Below are 19997 nucleotides of genomic sequence, written 5' to 3'. Positions count from 1 at the left end.
GGTCGGCGGCGGGTCGGTGGCCGCGCGGCGCTCAGTCCCACTCCAGGCCGCCGCGGCGCCAGACGTAGGCGTACGCGACGAAGACGGTGGCGATGAACAGGAGCATCTCGACCAGCCCGAAGATCCCCAGGGCGTCGAAGCTCACCGCCCACGGGTAGAGGAAGACGATCTCGATGTCGAAGACGATGAAGAGCATCGCCGTCAGGTAGTACTTGATCGGGAACCGACCGCCGCCCACGGGCTGCGGGGTCGGCTCGATGCCGCACTCGTACGCCTCCAACTTGGCCCGGTTGTAGCGCTTGGGGCCGGTCAGTGAGGCCATCACGACGGAGCCGACCGCGAACGCCGCCGCGATGGCACCGAGTACGAGGATCGGCGCGTAGGCATTCATAGCCCCCGCTCCCTCCGTCCAGTCGTCCTTGACTGCAGATCGGAACCGACGGGTCACTCTGCGGTGAACCCGTGCTCCAGTTCCCGAGATCCACCTCATGTGAGGCAGTTCACAAAGCCTGGAACGAGCGCATCCTATGCCTGTCCGCTTGTGATCTGCGACACGCAGTTCAGGGGGAACTTTGTGATCTACGCCACCTCTTGAATGGTGGCAAAGGTGAACATGCCCAGAGTTGTCAACGCAAAGGAGTCAAATGCTCACAACCAGTCGCATTCATCTGCGAACCGGCTGGTCATGGCCGCACTCCTATATCAACTATGCCTTGCTCCGCGCAAATTTCCGGGCGTCATGTTGACGTGTTATAGCGGCTCACTCGCAGGGGTGGCGGGCCGACGAACGCTCGCTTGACCCTTCGTTCACAAGCCCCCGAGGATCAGGCGCCGGTCTCCCAGACCCAGGCCGCGATGCCGACCCGGTTCCGAGCACCGATCTTGCGCTGGACAGCGGCGAGGTGGTTCTTCACCGTCCCGGCGGTGATGAACAGCTGCGACCCGATCTCAGCGTTGGTCGCACCGTCGGCAACCAGTTGGGCGACCTCCGTCTCGCGGGCGGTGAGCTCCTCGACGAACAACGGTCGCGGCCACCCGATCCGGCTCTGCTCGGCACGCCGACTCCGTCCGGCACGCCCCTCGTCGCCTCCGTCCCTCCTCCGCTCGGCCTGCAACGACCGCTTCTGCTCCTGCCGTCGGTCCTCGTTCTGGTCGCGGCCCTGCTCCGAGCCCGGATTCAGACGCTGCTGCAGCTCCGGGCCCTCGCCCAGCGCCCGCCCGGAGAGCTCCCGCAACAGCCTGACGGTGATCTGCGGGCTGATCAGCGCATCGCCCGCGACCGCCGCCCGAACCGCCTCCGCCAGCAGCGTCGGCCCCGATCGCTTCAGCAGGAAGCCGGCCGCACCGGAACGGATCGCGGTGTGCACGTACTCGTCCAGGTCGAAGGTGGTCACGACAACCACCCGGAACTCCTCACTCAGCTGCCGCGTCAGCTCCAGTCCGTCCATCCTCGGCATGCGGATGTCTGCGAGGATCACGTCCGGCCGGAGCCGGTGGGCCGCCTCCACAGCCGCGACACCGTCCGCGGCCTCACCCACGACCTCGATGTCCGGCTGGGCGTCCAGGATGATCCCGTACGCGCTGCGGATCGCCTCGTCGTCGTCGGCGAGCAGAACCCGGATGCTCATCGCCGCCCCTCCCGTGCTCATCGCGCTTCCAAGGGAATCGTCGCCTTCACCTGCCAGCCGCCGGCCCGCTCCCGTCCCGAGCAGAGGGTCCCGCCCAGCGCCTCGACCCTGGCCCCCAGCCCGGCCAGTCCGCTGCCGCCCCGCAGGGCCTCACCCACGCGTGGGCCGGGCGGCTGCGGCCCGCCTCCGTCGTCCCGCACCACGACCTCCAACCGCCGGCCTTCGCGTCGCACCCGGACATCGATCACGCGTGCCGTGGGTGCATGCCGCCGGACGTTGGTCAGTGCCTCGACCACGATCCGGTACGCCGTCGCCGCCACCTCACGGGGCACCTCCCGGTCCGGCGGGGCGTCCAGCCGCACGGCGGCTCCTCCGGACTCCGCGAACCTCTCCGTCAGGGAGGTGAGCTCGGCCAGGCCCGGCCGCGGGGCGCGCTCGGGCAGGTCCGCCTCGTCGCTGCGCAGCAGGCGGACGGTACGGTCGAGCGAGGTCAGCGCCTGCTGCCCGGCCTCCTCTATCCGCTCGAACAGGGCCGCCGCCCGGACCGGATCGGAGGCGGCGAGGACCATCCCCGCCTGCGCCTGGGCCACCATGCCACTGACGTCGTGCGCCACGAAGTCATGCAGATCGTGGGCGAGTTCGAGTCGCTGAGCGCGACGCGCCGCCGCAACCGAGCGCCGCCGGGCGTCGTCCATCCCCCTCAGGTAGAGCCCGACCAGCACCGCCGGCAGCGCCAGGGTCGAGCCGAAGCCGAAGAGCGTCAGCCAGGACATGGGCCCCGAGATCGCATCGAACCGGGACGGCCAGAGCGCCACCGCAGCGCCGATCGTGTAGGCCACGGCGGCCGAGCGCCGACCGCTTTCGATGCGGAGTGTGAGCACCAGGAGCAGGAGCAGGGAGGCGAGTTCGGCCAGGCCGACCGCGCCCGGCCACCGGTCCTCCTCCGGCCAACGGCCGGCCGCCCAGACGACGACGGTGACCGCCGCCGACACCGATCCGGCCGCCCCGGCCACGGCCACCACCCCGCACCGGGCCCGCACCAGCCACCCGACCAACAGCACCAGCGGGACCGCCAACGCCAACATCTGACTCATCGCCGCCTCCCTTCGTGCGGCAACCATACGAAGGGCCGCTTCGCTCCGCCTCTGCCGATCGGCACATTCCTGCATCCCGTTCCGAGCCCCACAGAACCTGCCGATCGGCACTGCCGAGGGCCACCGTCCCGGCGGCACGCTCGTCCCGTCGGAGCGGCCACCGGGGCCGTCCGGAGAGGAGCAGACCGTGATGACCACGACCGCGCGCCGCGCCACGAGCAGGGCCGAGGCCCGCACCGCCGCCCCCGCACCGCGCTGGGCCGAGCTCGCCGCCAAGGCCACCGTCTGGACGACCGTGCCGTCCGGGCTGTGGCGGATCGTCCTGGGGCTGGGCATCCCGGTCGGCTTCAGCGGCGGGACGGCCGCGGCCTTCGACCGCCACAATCCGGGCTGGGGCACCGTCTACGTCCTGGTGCTGAGCGGTCTGGCCGAGTTCCTCGCCTTCCTCACCCTCGGCCTGGTCCGGCCGTGGGGCGAGGTGGTGCCGCGCCGGATCCCACTGCTGGGCGGCCGGAGGGTCCGCCCGCTCGCCGCGATCGTCCCGGCCGCCGTCGGCTCCGCCGTCCTGACCTGGCTCGGTGCGGCCGCGCTCTTCGGCGGCTGGGCGGCCAACATGAGCAGCCCGGACGCCCCCCACGGCTTCGCAGGGGTGGTCATGACCCTCTGCTACCTCCCGCTGGTCGCCTGGGGCCCCCTGGTCGCCGCAGTGACCTTCTCCTACGCCCGCCGGACCCTGGGACGCCGATGACGGCCGCCCCGACGCCCCCGGCGCCTCACCCGGTCGCGGCGGGCTCCGTGTCCACCGCCCGTTCACCGTCCACCGTCCGCGCCCCACCCGGTCGCGGCAGGGCGGCGGTGCGGCGGCCCCACTCGGTGGCGACCAGCACCAGCGCGCCGCCCAGCAGCCCGACCGGGCCGAGGCGGTTGCCGGCGAGGGTGATGCCGAAGACGGCGGCCCAGAGCGGTTCGGTGCCGAGCAGCAGGCTGACCCGCGAGGGCGAGGTGGTGCGGACGGCCCACATCTGCACGAAGAAGGCGAACAGCGTGCAGAGCAGGGAGAGATGCAGCAGCCAGGCCCACTGGGCCGGCCCGTACGAGGCGGCCACCGTCCACGGAAGCGGCCCGACGAACGGCGCGACCACGGCGAACACCGTGGTCGCGGCGGCGAGTTGGACCCAGGTGAGGGCCAGCGGATCGGTGTCCCCGATCGCCCGCATCCGGGACATCGCCAGCACGTTCACGGTTCGCACGACCGCGGCGCCGAGCACCAGCAGATCCCCTGCCGTCGGGGCCTTCAGCCCGCCGTCCCCGGTGAGCAGGGCCACACCGACCACCGCCAGCCCTGCCGCGGCGAGGAACGCCCGCGGCAACGGCGTCCGCGCGAGGGCGCTCTCCGCGAGAGGAGTGAACACCATGGTGAGGCTGATGATCAGACCCGCGTTGGTGGCGGAGGTGTGCACCGCACCGTACGTCTCCAGGAGGAAGACCCCGCCGAGAATCAGCCCCAGGACCCCACCGCCCAGCCACTCGGCCCGGCCCATCCCGCGCAGTACCGGCCAGGCGACGACCCCCAGCAGCGGCAGCACCAGCCCGAACCGCAGCACCAGCATCGCCACCACCGTCCCCGGCTCGGCCACCTGCTGTACGGCCAGGAAGCTCGACCCCCAGACCACGGCCACCAGCAACACCGGCAGATCACGAAGGAAGGGCGACGAACCGCGCATGAACAGGACCCCTCCGGAGCGAACGGAACCGACGAGGAGACTCCCGTACGACGTCGGACGGATCTCGGGCCACCAGGGGCCGCCCGGCGCGGGGCACCACAACGGCCTTCCAAGGGGCCCGCCATCATTGCGCACCCGCACCGCCGCGATCAACGGCTTTCGGTCGACGGAGCAGGGAGCCGGAGCGCCAGCGGACCGGCGTCCGGCGGGGTCACGGAGCCAACAGCCCGTGGGCCGCGGCGATGGCCTCGATGTCGGCAGGCGTGCCGGACATGATGGCGCGTACGTGTTCGGTGACCAGCTCGACCGGCCAGTCCCACCAGGCCGCGCGCAGCAGCCGGTCGATGTCGGCGTCGTCGAAGCGGCGGCGGATCGGGCGCGCCGGGTTGCCGCCGACGACGGTGTACGGCTCGACGTCGGCCGTGACCACGGCACCGGCCGCGATGATCGCCCCGTCCCCGATCCGCACCCCGGGCAGCACGGTGGCGCCGTACCCGATCCAGACGTCATTGCCGACGACGGTGTCACCCCTGGTGGGGAGGCCGGTGACGATGTCCAGGGTCCGGTCGGTCCAGGTACCGCCGAACATGGTGAACGGGAAGGTGGACACCCCGACGGTCGGGTGGGCGGCGCCGGCCATCAGGAAGCGGGTCCCGGTGGCGAGGGCGCAGTACTTGCCGATCACCAACCGCTCGGGGCCGTAGGCGTAGAGGACGTTGCGCTCCTCGAAGCGGGTGGCACCGTCCGGGTCGTCGAAGTAGGTGTACTCGCCGACCTGGATGCGCGGATCGGTGACCAGCGGACGCAGCAGGACGACGCGGTCGTGGCCGGCGAGGGGGTGGAGGACGGTGGGGTCGGGGATGGCGGCAGCGGTCATGGAACTCCTCGGGCGATCAGGATGAGATGCGAAACGCGACGCGAGTCGCATTAAGATGAGAATGACACGGCGGGGCCGACACGGCAAGCCTTAACGCGACTGGAGTCGACTTTGAGCGAGGAATCCCGAACCCCTTCCCCCCGCCCCGGCGGGCGCAGTGCCCGCGTGCGCACGGAGGTCGTCACCGCCACGCTCGCCGAAGTCACCGAAAAGGGGTACGACGGACTGACGGTCGACGCCGTCGCCGCCCGCTCCGGCGTCCACAAGGCCACCCTGTACCGCCGCTGGGGCGGAGTCGACGGCCTGGTCGCGGAGGCACTGACCGCCTCCGCCGACCAGCCATGGCCACTCCCCGACACCGGCGACCTGGCCGGCGACCTCCGCCTGATCACCCGCGAGGTCTTCGCCGTCTTCACCGATCCCGACCTGGGTCCGACGCCGACCGCACTCATCGCCGCCGCCCAGCGCTCCGACACCGGAGCGACCGCCCTTCGCGCCTTCTTCACCGCCCGCCACCGACAGGCCGCCACCGTCGCCGAGCGCGCGATCGAGCGAGGCGAGCTACCGGCGGGCACCGACGGCGCCGAGGTGGTCCGAGCGGCGACCGCACCGCTCTACTACCGCCTGTTCGTCAGCGGTGAGCCGCTCGACGCCCGCACTGCGGAGCGCGCCGCGGACGCCGCCGCCCTCGCCGCCCGAGCCGGACTGTTCGCCCCCGAGGCCGACTGACCGCCCCGCCGCACCAGCCGCCACCCCCGCCCAGCGCCAGGCGCCCACCGCCCCCCGCCCCCCGCCCACCGTCCACCGCCACCCAGCGACGCACCACTCCGCCCGCATCACGCCACCCGCCCCGCAACGCACGCCACGGACGTCTACCGCATCCACGCCCGGGCATGGATGATGTCGCCATGACAATCCAGCCGTCCACCACCCCACGGAAGGCCCGTCAAGTGAAGCGCAAGCACTGGGCATTGCTCGCCGCTGCCACCACCCTGCCGCTCGTCGCGAGCACCGGCACGGCCGTCGCGGAGACGCCGTCGGCCACCGGCACCGGCGCGGGCACGTCCGCCACCTGCAGCTACACGCCCGCGGTGCCGGCCGACAATTTCAAGGGCATCCCGGTCTTCGACGCGAAGAAGGCGGCCAAGCCGTACAGCGCCACCCTGAAGACCAGCCAGGGTGCGATCACCTTCCAGGCGCTGACCGCCGAGGCGCCCTGCACCACGTTCTCGTTCCGGTTCCTGGCCGAGCACGACTACTTCGACCGCAGCCACTGCCACCGCCTCACCACGCAGCGGATCTTCGTCCTGCAGTGCGGCGACCCGACCGGGACCGGCAGCGGCGGTCCCGGCTACTCCTTCCCGGACGAGAACCTGACCGGCGCCACCTATCCCGCCGGCACCGTGGCCATGGCCAACGCGGGGCCGAACACCAACGGCAGCCAGTTCTTCTTCGTCTGGAAGGACACCAAGCTCTCCCCCGCCTACACCCCGTTCGGGCGGGTCACCGCGGGCCTGGACGTCCTGCAGAAGATCGCTGCCGGTGGCGAGGACGACCAGAACAACCCCGGCGACGGGTTCCCCACGCTCCCGGTGAACATCCGCAACGTGAAGATCAGCTCCCGCTGAGCCCGCACGCCGGCTCCCGTACGGTGGTCTGCGTCAGCGAAGCCGTACGGGAGCCGCACACATGGACAGCAGGATCTGGGAGAGCGTCGACCACGTGGTCGCCTGGCTGGACGACGAGAGCCGGCTCTCGCCCGGGGAGGAGCGCATGCTCCGCATCCTCAAGCTCTCCGAGGAGGTGGGCGAGGTCGGCGCCGCGGTGATCGGAGCCACCGGTCAGAACCCGCGCAAGGGCGTCACCCACACCTGGGAGGACGTCCAGCACGAGCTCTGCGACGTGGTCTTCTCGGCCCTGGTCGCCCTCCGCACGCTGACCCCGGATGCCGCCCGGGTCTTCGCCGACCGTCTCGCCTTCGTCGAACAACGCTCCGCCGCCAGCCGTACCGCGCCGCCGAACCCGGCGGGCCCGGCCGACCACACTAGCCAGACGGGCCCAGCGGGCGCAGCGGCCGACCAGGCCGACCAGGCCGGACCGCCGGAACCTGACGGGCCGGCCGGAACCTGACGGGCCCGGCGGCCCGGGCGCCGCCAGCCCGCTCCGGCTACCGTCAGGCGTTCGGCGCGACCTTCGCGAGGCCGTTGATGATGCGGTCCATGGCGTCGCCGCCCTGCGGGTCCGTCAGGTTGGCGAGCATCTTGAGGACGAACTTCATCAGGATGGGGTGGGTCAGGCCGCGCTGGGTGGCGAGCTGCATGACCTTGGGGTTGCCGATGAGCTTCACGAAGGCGCGGCCGAGCGTGTAGTAGCCGCCGTAGACGTCCTTCAGGATGCGCGGGTAGGCCTGGAGGGCGCGCTCGCGACCGGCCTCCGTCACCCGGGCGTTGGCCTGGACGATGACCCCGGCCGCGATCTGACCGGATTCCATCGCATAGGCGATGCCCTCGCCGTTGAACGGGTTGACCATGCCGCCCGCGTCGCCGACCAGCAGCAGGCCGCGGGTGTAGTGCGGCTGCCGGTTGAAGGCCATCGGCAGGGCGGCGCCGCGGATCGGGTCGGTCATGTTCTCGGGGGTGTAACCCCACTCCTCCGGCATGCTGGCGCACCAGGCCTTGAGGACCTCGCGCCAGTCCAGCTCACCGAAGGCCGGCGAGGAGTTGAGGATGCCGAGGCCCACGTTGGAGGTGCCGTCGCCCATGCCGAAGATCCAGCCGTAACCGGGCAGCAGCTTGCGCTGGCTGCCGCGGGTGTCCCACAGCTCCAGCCAGGACTCCAGGTAGTCGTCGTCGTGGCGCGGCGAGGTGAAGTACGTCCGGTAGGCGACGCCCATCGGGCGGTCCTCGCGGCGGTGCAGGCCCATGGCGAGCGAGAGCCGGGTGGAGTTGCCGTCCGCGGCGACCACCAGCGGGGCGCGGAACGTCACCTCCCGCTTCTCCTCGCCGAGTCGGGCGGTGACGCCGACGATCCGGCCGGTCCGGTCGTCCAGCACCGGGCCGGCGACGTTGCACCGCTCGTAGAGCCGGGCGCCGGCCTTCTCGGCCTGACGGGCGAGCAGCTCGTCGAAGTCGGCCCGCTTGCGCACCAGACCGTAGTCGGGGAAGGCGGACAGCTCCGGCCAGTCCAGCTCCAGCCGAACACCGCCGCCGATGATCCTCAGGCCCTTGTTGTGGAGCCAGCCGTTGTCGGTCGACACGTCGATGCCCATGTCGACCAGCTGCTTGGTGGCGCGCGGCGTCAGACCGTCACCGCAGACCTTCTCCCGCGGGAACGAGGTCTTCTCCAGCAGCAGGACGTCCAGGCCCGCCTGGGCGAGGTAGTACGCCGTGGTGGAGCCGGCCGGGCCCGCGCCGACCACGATGACATCGGCGGTGCTCTCCACGGGGCTGCCCGGCTTCGTCAGATCGGCTGCGGTCTCGGACACGGTGGGCACTCTCCTGGAGCTGCGGCTGGGGGACGGAGGCGTTGACCACGGCAGTCTAGTTGCCACCCCCGGAGCCGGAGCCGAGGGCGGCAGCACCATCTTGCCGCTCACCGGACCGCCGGCAGCCCGAAGCGGGGCCCGACACACGGCCCGCGCACGGCCCCAGGCACAGCCCCGGGCACGGCCCCGCGCACAGCCCCGAACACGGCCCCGGGCAGGGAGTCCGACGGGACCCGAGCGGCGGGCCCTAACCGACCTTGTACGCCCGGTGCATGGCGACGATCCCGCCGGTGAGGTTGCGCCAGGCGACCTTCGACCAGCCGGCCTCCTGCAGCTTCGCGGCCAGCGCGGGCTGGTCGGGCCAGGACCGGATCGACTCGGCGAGGTAGACGTAGGCCTCCGGGTTGCTGCTGACCGCGGTGGCGACCGGCGGCAGCGCCCGCATCAGGTACTCGGTGTAGACGGTCCGGAACGGCGTCCAGGTCGGAGTCGAGAACTCGCAGATCACCAGCTTGCCGCCGGGCTTGGTGACCCGGTACATCTCGCGCAGCGCCGTGTCGGTCTCGTGGACGTTGCGCAGCGCGAAGGAGATCGTCACCGAGTCGAAGGTGCCGTCGGCGAACGGTAGCTTGGTGGCGTCCCCGGCGGTGAGCGCCAGCTCGGGGTGGCGGCTCTTGCCCTCGGCCAGCATGCCGACCGAGAAGTCGCACGGGACGACGTCGGCGCCGGCCTCCACGAAGGGCAGCGAGGAGGTGCCGGTCCCGGCTCCGAGGTCGAGCACCAGGTCGCCCGGCCCGGCGGCCACCGCATCGGCCACCGCCCGGCGCCAGGCGCGGGCCTGGCCGAGGGAGATCACGTCGTTGGTGCGGTCGTACTTTGCCGCGACGTCGTCGAACATGGCGGCGACTTCGTGCGGCTGCTTGTCCAGAGAGGCTCGGGTCACCACCCCATTGTTCACCCTGCCCCGCACCGCCCGGGCAAGGGGGCACACCGGCCGGGCGCGATCGGCCCGGCAGCTCCCCTGCACCTGCGGCCCGACGCCCGTGAACCGCGGCCCGACCCGACCCCACAGGCGCACACCCACAGGCCCGCGCCCACCAGGCCCGCGCCCACCAGGCCCGCGCTCAGCCGGCCCACACCGAGCAGGCCTCAACGGACTCCCAGGCCCAACAGGCCCCAACAGGCCCGCGCCCAGCAGGCCCGCGCCAACAGGCGCGCGCTCAGTGCAGCCCGCGCCGCCCGCCGTTCCGGCGCTTCCGACGGGAGCGCTTGCCCTGCGTTATCGCGGGCATCCCGTCGGGCAGTGCACCCGCCGCGAGCGCGACGGTGCTGGCGAACCTGCCCACGCCCTCCCGCACGGCGACCTCCCTGCGGTGGCGGCGGATCCGCAGCACGCAGGCCAGGAAGAGGATCACGGCCACCGGCACGCTGAACCGGGCCAGACCGACGCCGACCGGCTGCGGGTAGGTGTCACCGCAGATCCGGACCGCGCCCGCATCGTCCGCGGCGTGCTCCAGGCAGACCGCGTCCCCGACCTTGGTACCGTCCGCCAGCGGCAGCGCGGCGGCGGTGTGCGGCTGGCCGGAGGCCCGGTAGCTGACGGTGGAGTACGAACCGCCGCCGGTGTTCAGCTGGGTGACGACGCCCTCCACTCTCACCGGGTGGGCGCCGATCCGGTCGGCCTGATCGGCCTGACGCCAACCGAGCAGGCACATGCCGACGGCCAGCACGGCGCTGAGCACGGCGGTGAGGTACCAGCCACGGCCCAACCGCGGAGCGCGCGGCGGGGGGACGGTCGCGGATCGCATGGTTCCTGTCCTGGCTTGCCTTCGGAGCCTGGGACGAGGCCCCGCCGCCCGCGGTGACGGGCGGAGTGTGGTGAGGGTACGGAGTGAGCTGTCCGGGATCGTATCCGCTGGCGGGCCCTCAGGTCACGGCGAAGGGGGAATCAGACAGGACGGCCGGCAACGGAGTTCGGCGGCACACGAAGGACTTCCCGGGTGCACACGAAGGAAGTCCCAAGCGCAGCACGGGAATGCGGCTACCCACGGGTAGCGGGGCGTCAGCGCCGCCGGTACACCAGCCGTCCGGCCAGTACGGTGGCCAGACAACTCCCGGGACGCACAACCACGGTCCCGACCACGGCGGCCCCACCGGCGACGGGCTCGACCACGACGGCCTCACCTTCAGCGGGCTCGACCACGGCAGCCTCACCGACCGCAGCATCGATCGCGGGCGCCGCGAAGTCCGCGAAGTCCGCGAAGTCCGCGGGCGCCACGTACTCCGCGAACACCGCGAAGTCCGCCCGGCCACCCACCGCCAGCCGCCCGTAAGCCGCCTCGGCGAGCGGCAGCACGGCGAGCGGATCCAACGGGCCCTCGACCTCCGCGGCACCCGGAGGCGCCGCCAGGGTGGTCAACCCCGAGCGGGTCACCGCCGTCCGCACCGAGGCGCGGTCGAACGGCCCGGCCAGCGCCGTCACTCCGCACCCGAGCATCCGCTGCAGCCCGCGCCGGGCGCTCGCACCGCAGCGCGTCTCGTCGGTCGAGCCGGAGAGCGCCCCGGGCAGCGGTGCGTCCCCGACCCCCTCGCGCGGATCCGGGTGGTACGCGTGTTCCAGCAGCCGATGCCCGTACGGGTTGCGCAGGCCCGGTGTGAGCAGCGCCGTGCCCCAGTCGCGCAACCTGGCCCCGGGGTGGGCGGCCGCGAGCTCCTCGCGGGGGCCCAGGGCCGCGATCCGGCCGTCCTGCACCAGCACCGCCCCGTCGGCGACGGACGGGGCGGTGGGGTCGGCCGGGTCGGGCAGCACGAGGGCCGCCCGGTGCAGGGTCAGGACCAAGGAGGCGCTCAGCGGTTGTCGAGGATCTTCAGTTCGGGGTGCGCGGTGCCGCCCTCGATCGCGGTGGAGGCGATGTGCGAGGCGATCCGCGGGTCGACCGGGTCGTTGGCCGGGTCGTCCAGCACCCGCAGGTGCTCGTAGGTGGTCGAGCGCTGGGCCGGGACGCGGTCGGCGGCCCGGATCAGGTGGATCAGCTCGGTGAGGTTCGAGCGGTGCTTCGCGCCGGCCATCGAGACGACGTTCTCCTCCAGCATGACCGAGCCCAGGTCGTCCGCGCCGTAGTGCAGCGACAGCTGGCCGGCCTCCTTGCCGGTGGTCAGCCAGGAGCCCTGGATGTGGGCGACGTTGTCGAGGAAGAGGCGGGCGATCGAGATCATCCGCAGGTACTCGAAGACGGTCGCCTGGGTCGACCCCTTCAGGTGGTTGTTCTGCGGCTGGTAGGTGTACGGGATGAAGGCGCGGAAGCCGCCGGTGCGGTCCTGCACGTCACGGATCATCCGCAGGTGCTCGATGCGCTCGGCGTTGGTCTCCCCGGTGCCCATCAGCATGGTGGAGGTGGACTCCACGCCCAGGCCGTGCGCCGCCTCCATGATCTCCAGCCAGCGCTCGCCGGACTCCTTGAGCGGCGCGATGGCCTTGCGCGGCCGCTCCGGCAGCAGCTCGGCGCCGGCGCCCGCGAAGGAGTCCAGGCCGGCCCGGTGGATCCGGGTGATGGCCTCCTCGATCGACACGCCCGAGATCCGCGACATGTGCTCGACCTCGGAGGCGCCCAACGAGTGGATCACCAGCTGCGGGAACTCCGCCTTGATGGCCGAGAAGGCGCGCTCGTAGTACTCGACGCCGTAGTCCGGGTGGTGGCCGCCCTGGAACATGACCTGGGTACCGCCCAGCTCGACCGTCTCCGCGCAGCGGCGCAGGATCTCGTCGAGGTCGCGGGACCAACCCTTGTCACTCTTCGGCGGCACGTAGAAGGCGCAGAACTTGCACGCCGTCACACACACGTTGGTGTAGTTGATGTTGCGCTCGATGATGTACGTCGCGATGTGCTCGGTACCGGCGTAGCGGCGGCGGCGCACCGCGTCGGCGGCCGAGCCGAGCGCGTGCAGCGGCGCCGAGCGGTACAGCTCCAGCGCCTCCTCCGGGGTGATCCGGCCGCCGGCCGCGGCCCGGTCGAGCACGGCCTGCAGGTCGGTGCTGGGCGCATCGAGGGTGGTCGCTGCGAGCTCGGACACCTGTCGGCCTTCTCTCTCTCGGTACCGCGTTCGCACGGCGGTCTTTGGTGGTTCCTGGTACGGCCGAACCAGCCTACGCCAGCCCCCCGCGCGGCCCGCGCCAGGCCTCACGGCACCTTCCGCATGGTCCCGGAGGGGTTGCCGGCGTCGGGGTCGACGGAGGTGAAACGGATCGTTCCGTCCTTCTGCAGGGTGAGCGTCTCCGAGCTGGATCCGCCGCTGCACGCCCCCGGGAACGAGGAACGGACGAGCCGGGAGGTGAAGACGAGCCTGTCCGGTGACACCGAGTCGAGCCGCCAGGTGCCGTCGCAGCTCACCGAGATCAGGCCGGTGACCTCGTTCCGGCTGGTGACGGCGTCCTGCCCGATCGCGGCCGGGACGATCGCCAGGGTGGTCGTGCCGGCCGGCAGGCCCCTGGCGGTGGTCATCTCGCCGCGCCAGGTGCCGAGGAACGCGGCCGGGACGACGCTCGGGCCCGTGGTCGTCGCGGTGGGGGCGGGCGTCGTCGCCGTGGCGGCGGTGGCGGTGGGCGTCGTCGCCGTCGGCACGTCCGCGCGGGGCGACGGCGGCGGCTGGGTGGTGCCGGCCGGGGAGGTCGACGCGGAGGCGGTCGTGGCGGCCTTCGTGCTCGCCGGATCGGACTTCCCCAGCCACTGGTAGAGGCCGTAGCCACCACCGGCGAGGACCAGCACGGCGGCCACCGCCCCGGCGAGGGCTGCCGCGCCCCGCCGGCCCTGCCGGTCCTGCCCCGGTGTCGGCGCCGGCCCGCTCTCCGGCGACCCACCTCCAGGACCCCCGTTCCCGACCGGCACGCCCTCCCCGAACGTGGGCGTCCGCACCGCCCATCCGTCCGCCGACCCCGGTCTCGCCCCCGACGACGCTCCCAACGACGCCCCCGACGACGCCCCCGCCCCCGACCCCGGCCAGGACCCCGGCCCCGGCACGGGCCCCGGTCCGAACCCCGCACCGCCGCCACCGGCACCGCCAACTCCGCCGACACCGCCGCCGCCGCCGACAGCGGCCGCCCCACGCCCCTCACCGAGCCCCGTGCCCTGCTCCCCCTCCAGGTCCAGCAGCTCGACGGCACTGCGCCCGACCGCCGCCGCCAGCTCGGGCGGCAGCCACCCGCCGCGCCCGAGCCGGAAGGCGGCCGCGCCGTCGGCGTCCAGCCGCTCCCGCAGCTGCTGCGGCGTGGGGCGGGCCGCGGGGTCCTTGGCCAGGCAGGCCAGCACCACCGGGTGGAGCGCCCCGGAGAGCCCGGACAGGTCGGGTTCCTCGTGCAGCACCCGGTAGAGCAGCACCGCGACGCTCACCCCCTCACCGAAGGGGTGCACCCCGGTGGCCGCGAAGGCGAGCACCGCGCCGAGCGAGAACACGTCGCTCGCCGGCCCGGCGGGCATGCCGTTCGCCTGCTCCGGCGACATGAACCCGGGCGAGCCGACCACGTAGCCGGACTGGGTGAGCCCGCTGGTCGCGTCGAGCGCGCGGGCGATCCCGAAGTCGATCAGACGCGGCCCGTCGAGGGTGAGCAGCACGTTGGACGGTTTGACGTCGCGGTGCACCAGCCCGAGCCCGTGCACGTGGCCGAGCGCCTCGGCCAGCCCGACGCCGAGCGTCCGGACGGCGGGCTCGGGCAACGGTCCGAAGTCGCGGACGGCGACGCCGAGTGCGGGGCCGGCGACGTAGCCGGTGGCCACCCAGGGGTGCTCGCCCTCGGTGTCGGCGTCCAGCACCGGCGCGGTCCAGGTGCCGCCGACCCGGCGGGCCGCCTCGACCTCCTGCCGGAACCGGGCCCGGAACTCGGCGTCCTCGGCCAGTTCGCCGCGGACCACCTTGACGGCGACCGTTCGGCCGCCGGCCGTCCGGCCGAGGTAGACCCGGCCCATCCCGCCCGCGCCGAGCCGCCGCAGCAACCGGTAGCCGCCCACCTGGCGCGGGTCGTCCGTCCCCAGTGCCTGCATTCCCGCACGCTCCCCTCGACCGGCCGGCCCGCACCATCCGCGAGCGGACCGCGAGCAGACCGTACCGGGCGGGAAGGCGTCGGAGTGCCACAACCTGCGGCACTCCCCGTGCGGGTCGGCCACCCGGACCAAACCCCGGACCGGACCGGACCCCGGACGGTCCCCGCGCTCCGCCTCAGACCACCACGGACGCCGGCTCCAGCTCCGCCTTCGGCTCCAGCAGCCGGACCCGGACGTCCGGCGCGAAGCCGCTGTCGTGCGCGACCCGGCGGGCGAACTCGGTCATGCCCGCCAGCTGCCGCTCGCCGAGCGAGAAGTCCAGCGCCTCACTGAAGTACCGTTCCAGCACCCCGGCGTCGAACGCCTCCCAGCGGGCGGCCTGTTCGGCCACCTCGCGGGCCTCCACCAGCGAGAGGTCACGGGACTGCAGGAAGGCCCGGTGCACCGCTGCGGTCAGGGCCGGGCGGCGCTCGGCGAAGTCGCGGCGGGCGGCCCAGACGGCGAAGACGAACGGCAGCCCGGTCCACTCCTTCCACATCGCGCCGAGGTCGTGCACCGCGAGGCCCTGCGCGGCCGCCTGCCCGAGGTAGGCGCGCAGCGCCGGGTCCCCGATCAGCACGGCGGCGTCCGCCTCGGCGAGCATCGCGTCCAGGTCGGGCGGGCAGCTGAAGTACTCCGGACGGACGCCCTCGCGCTCCTCCAGCAGCAGGCGCGCCAGCCGGACGGAGGTCCGGCTGGTCGAGCCGAGGGCGACCCGGCGGCCGTCCAGCTCGGACAGCGGAAGCTTGCTGACGATCACGCAGGACATCACCGGGCCGTCGCTGCCGACCGCGATGTCCGGCAGGACGAGCAGTTCGTCCGCGTGCCGCAGGTACTCCACACAGGTGATCGGACCGATGTCGAGAGAACCGCCGACCAGTTGGTCGCTCAGCTTCTCCGGAGTGTCCTTGGTGAGATCAAGATCGAGCAGATTGCCGGTCCTGGCCAGGCCCCAGTAGAGAGGGACGCAGTTCAGGAACTGAATATGCCCTACCCGCGGCCTGACCGGGGTGTTCTCCTCGGGCTCCCGCGTTTCCGCATCCGGTACCGACACTGCGCCGCTCCCTCGCTGTTCGTGCGCGCCTCCCCCGCAGCGTAAGCCCGCTGATCGGGCCGCCCCTCACCGGCCTCACGACACGCCCACGGGCCTTACGACACGCCCTGTCCGCCCCGCAAGCCACCCCTGGTCGTCACAGCGACCGCATGCTAGCGTTGCCCTCAGTTGCAGTTTGATTCCCCTTGCAGTACTTGAAGCCTGCGGAGCATGTAACCGCAGGCTTTTTGTAGTTTTTCAGCAATATCGAAAAACTCCGGACCCGTCCGGAGGCAGGGCGATCAGCGCAGCGGACCGGGCGCCACACGGTGTGGTCCCCAACACGTCCCTCGCAAGGAGAACGGCATGGCTCAGGGAACCGTCAAGTGGTTCAACGCTGAGAAGGGCTTCGGCTTCATCGCCCAGGAGGGCGGCGGCCCCGACGTCTTCGTCCACTACTCCGCCATCAACGCGAACGGTTTCCGCTCGCTGGAGGAGAACCAGGCGGTCACCTTCGACGTCACCCAGGGTCCGAAGGGCCCGCAGGCGGAGAACGTCACCGCTATCTGATCATCCTCTGATGACCTGATCGCTCGGGACCCTCTCGGGTCCGCCGGCGGCCTTGCGGCCGTCACCATGAGCACAAGAGCAGTACCCAAGGGGGCCCGCCGTTCGGTGGGCCCCCTGCCTTTTGCTTCCGCCTTCTGCTTCTGTCGTTTGCTTCCGTCCTCCGCTTCCGTCCTCCGCTTCCGTCCTCCGCTTCCGTCCTCCGCTTCTGCGCGCCCGGGTCGGGGCGCCACCGGGTCAGGCCGGGAGCGTCCAGCGCTGGTTGGCGCCCGCGTGACAGTCCCAGATGATCAGGCGGCTGAAGTCGGCGGTACTCCCGTACTGGACGTCCAGGCAGCGGCCGGAGACCGGGTTGACCAGCGTGCCGTCCGCGCGGGGCTGCCAGCGCTGGGCGCCGGTGCCGTTGCAGGCGTAGAGCTGGACCGGGGTCCCGCCGTCCGTCCAACCGTTCGTCACGTCCAGGCACTTGCCGAAGGCCCGCAGTGTGTCGTCCTGCTGGACGCTCCAGTCCTGGGCCCCGGTGGAGTTGCAGTGGTACAGCTGCACGGCGGTCCCGTCGACCGTCGCCGCCCGGTTGACGTCCACGCACTTCCCGGCCAGTCCGGTGACCGGGCCGCTCGGCCGGGGGGTGTGCCAGCGCTGTTCGGCGGCGCCGCCGCAGTCCCGCAGGCGCAGCCGGCCGGCCGACGGTTGCAGGCAGCGGCCCGAGGCCCGGTGCAGGATCGTGGTGTCCGGCCGGACCGTCCACCCCTGGGCCGCGGTGCCGGTGCAGGGCCGCAGCCGGACGTCGGCGCCGTCGGCCGTGCCGGCTGGCTGCAGGCAGCCGCCCGCCATCCCGATGGAGCCGTCCGAACCGACCGTCGCCTCCTGGACCGCCGTGCCCTCGCAGCCGGCCGTCCGCACCGCCTCGTCGGCGTTCGCCGCGGCGGCGCCGGCGTCCAGGCAGGAGCCGTCGGAGCCGGTGATCCGGCCCGACCAGGTGGAGACGGCGGCCGATGCCGCCACCTCGACGGCGCCGCTCAGCCGTGGTGCCCGGGAGGACGACCCGACCGTGATGCCGTACCGCCCGCCGGGCACCCCCCAGCCGTGCACCTGCGCGTCCCAGGTGGCGAAGGAGGACCGGTCGAGCCGCAGGGTCACGTGCTGGGAGCGGCCGGGGGCGAGGGTGAGCTTGCCGAACGCCTTGAGCTGCTGCGGGGGCTCGCCCGCCGCCGACGGGAAGGCGACGTACAGCTGGGGCACCTCGGTGCCCGTCCGAGTGCCGCGGTTGGCGACGTCGAAGCCGACCTGGACCAGCCCGGCGGCGTCCGGCCCGGTCACGGTGAGGCCGCTGTAGTCGAAGGAGGTGTACGAGAGGCCGTGGCCGAAGGGGAACAGCGGCGCCACCCCGGCCCGGTCGTACCAGCGGTAGCCGACCTCCAGCCGCTCGGTGTAGTGGTAGGCGCCGTCGGTGCCGGGGTACTGGTCGGCACCCTGGATCGGCGTCGCCGCCGCCGAGACCGGGAAGGTCACCGGGAGCCGGCCGCCCGGGTCGGCGTCGCCGAACAGCACGTCGGCGAGCGCGGTGCCGCTCTGTTCGCCGGGGTACCAGGCCTCCAGCACGGCCGGGACGGTGTCCAGCCACGGCATCACCACCGGGCCGCCGGTGTCGAGCACCACCACGGTCCGCGGATTGGCCCGGGCGACGGCCCGGATCAGCGCGTCGTCGGCCGGGGCCAGGTCCAGGGACGGGCGGTCCTCGCCCTCGCGCTCCTCGTCGCCGACCACGACCACCGCGACGTCCGCGGCGGCTGCCACGGCCGCGGCGGCCGCGGGGTCGGCACCGGCGTCGTGGCGGACGGAGACGCCCGACCCGGCCCGCGCGGTGATCCCGCCGAGCGGCGAGACGGTGTACTCGGGGTACGGGGTGACGTGCGAGGAGCCGTAGCCGCCGGTGTAGGCCCGGTCGGCCCAGGGGCCGATGACGGCGATCGACTTCAGCCGGGCCGCGTCCAGCGGCAGCGCGGCCCGGTCGTTCTTCAGCAGCACCGTGCCGGCGACGGCGGCCGCGCGGGCGTCCCGGGCGCCGGCGCCGGGGTCGGCCCCGGCCGTCCCGCCGCCGTCCAGGGCGCCGCTGCGGACCATCAGCCGCAGCACCCGGCGCACCTGGTCGTCTAGGACCGCCGGTGCGAGCCGCCCGTCGGCCACCGCACCGGCCAGCTCCGCGAAGTAGGTGGAGCCGCCGAACTCCTGGTCCAGCCCGGCCGCGGCGGCGTTCACGGCGGAATGGGTGGCGGGGTAGTCGGAGCCCACCGCCCCGTCGAAGCCCCACCGGCCCTTCAGCACGTCCCGCAGCAGTGGGAAGTGCTCGCAGGCCCAGATCCCGTCGACCGGGTTGTAGCCGCACATCGCCGACCAGGCCCGGCCGTCCTGGACGGCCGCCCGGAAGGCCGGCAGCTCGATCTCCTGCAGCGTCCGCTCGTCCACCTCGGAGCTGTACGACTGGCGGTTGGCCTCCTGGTTGTTCGCCGCGTAGTGCTTGACCTGCGCCGCGACGCCCTGCGCCTGGATGCCGCGCACCTCGGCGGCGGCGATCCGCCCGGCGAGGAACGGGTCCTCGCCCAGCGTTTCGAAGTTCCGCCCGCCCTGCGGCACCCGCACGATGTTGACCATCGGCGCGTACAGCACGTGGTAGCCACGGGCCTTGGCCTCGCGGCCCAGCACCGAGCCGTAGCCGGTCGCGAGGTCCGGGTCGAAGGCGGCGGCCAGCGAGACCGGGGCCGGCATCGCGGTGGCCGGCTGCCCGTCCCGGATGCCCGCGGGCCCGTCGGTCAGCAGTAGTGGCGGGATGCCCAGTCGGGGCACGCCCTCGACGTAGCCGACCGAGTGCACGTCCTGCGGGGCCCAGATCCCTTGCAGCAGGGTCGCCTTCTCGTTGGTCGTCAGCTGCCCGAGCAGCGACTCGACCCGTTGTTCCAACGACGCCGCCGATGCCGACCCGGGGCCGGGAACCGCGGCGGACGAGGACGGGGCGGACGCGGAATCGGCGGACGGGGAGGCGATGGACGGGGACGGGGCGGACGGGGATGTGGACGCGCCCGCGGAGGTCACGGCGGGCGTCGGGGTTGCGGTGGGGGCGGAGGAGTCGGCGGACGCAGGGGCGGGGGTCGCGCAGGCGGCCAGCAGGCAACCGCCCAGTCCGGCGACGAGGATTCGCGTACAGGAGGAGATGCGTCGCATGGTGCACCGATCGGCGTGGGGGGCGCGTGGGGGAACGCCGAGATAGCGACCTCACGGTCCGACTATCTGACGGTATGTCATATATAACCGCCCGCCACCTGCCCGAACCGTGCTCCGCCCACTTCGACGGCGTGTCCGCGACGCGTTCCGCCCACCGGCTCCGCGCGTCCGAACCGCCCGCACCACCCGCGCCGGCCGTGCACTCCCGTACCGCACACCCGGGCTCCGCCGCGCCGCCGCGCCGCACTCCCTGCACGCCCGAGCGGCGGGCACGGCGACAACGCGAAAGCCCGCCCCCGC

Annotated in this window: 18 protein-coding genes; 5 read left to right on the top strand and 13 right to left on the bottom strand. The window is 73.0% G+C overall.

Annotated elements, in window-relative coordinates; genetic code table 11:
• Window positions 1–31: 31 nt before the first annotated feature.
• From RMN57_RS22660 to RMN57_RS22650, 3 genes are all read right to left on the bottom strand, one after another.
• Window positions 32–391, bottom strand: coding sequence for an NADH-quinone oxidoreductase subunit A (locus tag RMN57_RS22660; RefSeq protein WP_014137597.1), 360 nt, complete (start codon window positions 389–391; stop codon window positions 32–34).
• Window positions 392–824: 433 nt separating this feature from the next.
• A complete protein-coding gene (locus RMN57_RS22655; RefSeq protein WP_313765163.1) occupies window positions 825–1628 on the bottom strand; it encodes a response regulator transcription factor in 804 nt (267 codons plus the stop codon).
• Window positions 1629–1645: 17 nt separating this feature from the next.
• Window positions 1646–2722: a histidine kinase gene (locus RMN57_RS22650; RefSeq protein WP_313765162.1), complete on the bottom strand. Its 1077-nt coding sequence runs from the start codon at window positions 2720–2722 to the stop codon at window positions 1646–1648.
• A gap of 190 nt (window positions 2723–2912) precedes the next feature.
• Between RMN57_RS22650 and RMN57_RS22645 the strand changes: the two genes are divergently transcribed.
• Window positions 2913–3470, top strand: a complete 558-nt coding sequence (locus tag RMN57_RS22645) for a hypothetical protein (RefSeq protein ID WP_313765161.1) — start codon at window positions 2913–2915, stop codon at window positions 3468–3470.
• 25 nt (window positions 3471–3495) lie between these two features.
• Here RMN57_RS22645 and RMN57_RS22640 read toward each other — a convergent pair whose 3' ends face one another.
• The gene (locus tag RMN57_RS22640; protein WP_313765160.1) at window positions 3496–4446 is read right to left on the bottom strand and encodes a DMT family transporter; all 951 of its coding nucleotides are present in this window, start codon (window positions 4444–4446) and stop codon (window positions 3496–3498) included.
• A gap of 211 nt (window positions 4447–4657) precedes the next feature.
• A complete protein-coding gene (locus tag RMN57_RS22635) occupies window positions 4658–5323 on the bottom strand; it encodes a CatB-related O-acetyltransferase (RefSeq protein WP_313765159.1) in 666 nt (221 codons plus the stop codon).
• Between the two features lie 165 nt (window positions 5324–5488).
• Here RMN57_RS22635 and RMN57_RS22630 point away from each other — a divergent pair, with 165 nt between their 5' ends.
• From RMN57_RS22630 to RMN57_RS22620, 3 genes are all read left to right on the top strand, one after another.
• Window positions 5489–6052: a TetR/AcrR family transcriptional regulator gene (locus tag RMN57_RS22630; RefSeq protein WP_313765158.1), complete on the top strand. Its 564-nt coding sequence runs from the start codon at window positions 5489–5491 to the stop codon at window positions 6050–6052.
• 179 nt (window positions 6053–6231) lie between these two features.
• On the top strand, window positions 6232–6951 hold the full coding sequence (locus RMN57_RS22625; protein ID WP_313765157.1) for a peptidylprolyl isomerase: 720 nt from the start codon (window positions 6232–6234) through the stop codon (window positions 6949–6951).
• A 61-nt stretch (window positions 6952–7012) separates the two neighbouring features.
• Complete coding sequence (locus RMN57_RS22620) at window positions 7013–7453, top strand: MazG-like family protein (RefSeq protein ID WP_313765156.1); 441 nt, start codon at window positions 7013–7015, stop codon at window positions 7451–7453.
• 43 nt (window positions 7454–7496) lie between these two features.
• On the opposite strand, the gene RMN57_RS22615 is transcribed toward RMN57_RS22620, so the two are convergent.
• The 7 genes from RMN57_RS22615 to RMN57_RS22585 form a co-directional block, all read right to left on the bottom strand.
• The gene (locus tag RMN57_RS22615; RefSeq protein ID WP_313767921.1) at window positions 7497–8786 is read right to left on the bottom strand and encodes a geranylgeranyl reductase family protein; all 1290 of its coding nucleotides are present in this window, start codon (window positions 8784–8786) and stop codon (window positions 7497–7499) included.
• Between the two features lie 268 nt (window positions 8787–9054).
• Complete coding sequence (locus RMN57_RS22610) at window positions 9055–9750, bottom strand: demethylmenaquinone methyltransferase (protein WP_313765155.1); 696 nt, start codon at window positions 9748–9750, stop codon at window positions 9055–9057.
• A gap of 277 nt (window positions 9751–10027) precedes the next feature.
• Window positions 10028–10615 carry a hypothetical protein gene (locus RMN57_RS22605; protein ID WP_313765154.1) on the bottom strand — a complete coding sequence of 196 codons (588 nt, stop codon included), beginning with the start codon at window positions 10613–10615 and terminating at the stop codon, window positions 10028–10030.
• A gap of 254 nt (window positions 10616–10869) precedes the next feature.
• The gene (locus RMN57_RS22600) at window positions 10870–11646 is read right to left on the bottom strand and encodes an imidazolonepropionase-like domain-containing protein (RefSeq protein ID WP_313765153.1); all 777 of its coding nucleotides are present in this window, start codon (window positions 11644–11646) and stop codon (window positions 10870–10872) included.
• An 8-nt stretch (window positions 11647–11654) separates the two neighbouring features.
• On the bottom strand, window positions 11655–12878 hold the full coding sequence (gene mqnC / locus RMN57_RS22595) for a cyclic dehypoxanthinyl futalosine synthase (RefSeq protein ID WP_313765152.1): 1224 nt from the start codon (window positions 12876–12878) through the stop codon (window positions 11655–11657).
• Window positions 12879–12985: 107 nt separating this feature from the next.
• Window positions 12986–14839, bottom strand: a complete 1854-nt coding sequence (locus RMN57_RS22590) for a serine/threonine-protein kinase (protein ID WP_313765151.1) — start codon at window positions 14837–14839, stop codon at window positions 12986–12988.
• 175 nt (window positions 14840–15014) lie between these two features.
• Entirely contained in the window at window positions 15015–15932 is a 918-nt protein-coding gene (locus RMN57_RS22585; protein WP_313765150.1) for a menaquinone biosynthesis protein, read from the bottom strand.
• Window positions 15933–16277: 345 nt separating this feature from the next.
• Between RMN57_RS22585 and RMN57_RS22580 the strand changes: the two genes are divergently transcribed.
• Window positions 16278–16481, top strand: a complete 204-nt coding sequence (locus tag RMN57_RS22580) for a cold-shock protein (protein WP_238951231.1) — start codon at window positions 16278–16280, stop codon at window positions 16479–16481.
• A gap of 234 nt (window positions 16482–16715) precedes the next feature.
• Here the strand turns inward: RMN57_RS22580 and RMN57_RS22575 are convergent, their stop codons facing one another.
• Complete coding sequence (locus RMN57_RS22575; RefSeq protein WP_313765149.1) at window positions 16716–19436, bottom strand: glycoside hydrolase family 3 C-terminal domain-containing protein; 2721 nt, start codon at window positions 19434–19436, stop codon at window positions 16716–16718.
• Window positions 19437–19997: the final 561 nt, after the last annotated feature.

The sequence above is a fragment of the Kitasatospora sp. CM 4170 genome (genome assembly GCF_032110285.1).
Taxonomy (GTDB): Bacteria; Actinomycetota; Actinomycetes; order Streptomycetales; family Streptomycetaceae; genus Kitasatospora; species Kitasatospora aburaviensis.
Note: the sequence above shows the minus strand (reverse complement) of the source record. Positions and strands in the feature narration are given on the sequence as shown.

Bases quoted from the DNA above. Each gene is read 5' to 3' on its own strand.
- RMN57_RS22655 (WP_313765163.1), bottom strand. From the start codon at position 1,628: ATGAGCATCCGGGTTCTGCTCGCCGACGACGACGAGGCGATCCGCAGC.
- RMN57_RS22605 (WP_313765154.1), bottom strand. From the start codon at position 10,615: ATGCGATCCGCGACCGTCCCCCCGCCGCGCGCTCCGCGGTTGGGCCGT.
- RMN57_RS22650 (WP_313765162.1), bottom strand. From the start codon at position 2,722: ATGAGTCAGATGTTGGCGTTGGCGGTCCCGCTGGTGCTGTTGGTCGGG.
- RMN57_RS22580 (WP_238951231.1), top strand. From the start codon at position 16,278: ATGGCTCAGGGAACCGTCAAGTGGTTCAACGCTGAGAAGGGCTTCGGC.
- RMN57_RS22635 (WP_313765159.1), bottom strand. From the start codon at position 5,323: ATGACCGCTGCCGCCATCCCCGACCCCACCGTCCTCCACCCCCTCGCC.
- RMN57_RS22645 (WP_313765161.1), top strand. From the start codon at position 2,913: ATGACCACGACCGCGCGCCGCGCCACGAGCAGGGCCGAGGCCCGCACC.
- RMN57_RS22660 (WP_014137597.1), bottom strand. From the start codon at position 391: ATGAATGCCTACGCGCCGATCCTCGTACTCGGTGCCATCGCGGCGGCG.
- RMN57_RS22620 (WP_313765156.1), top strand. From the start codon at position 7,013: ATGGACAGCAGGATCTGGGAGAGCGTCGACCACGTGGTCGCCTGGCTG.
- RMN57_RS22640 (WP_313765160.1), bottom strand. From the start codon at position 4,446: ATGCGCGGTTCGTCGCCCTTCCTTCGTGATCTGCCGGTGTTGCTGGTG.
- RMN57_RS22590 (WP_313765151.1), bottom strand. From the start codon at position 14,839: ATGCAGGCACTGGGGACGGACGACCCGCGCCAGGTGGGCGGCTACCGG.
- RMN57_RS22625 (WP_313765157.1), top strand. From the start codon at position 6,232: ATGACAATCCAGCCGTCCACCACCCCACGGAAGGCCCGTCAAGTGAAG.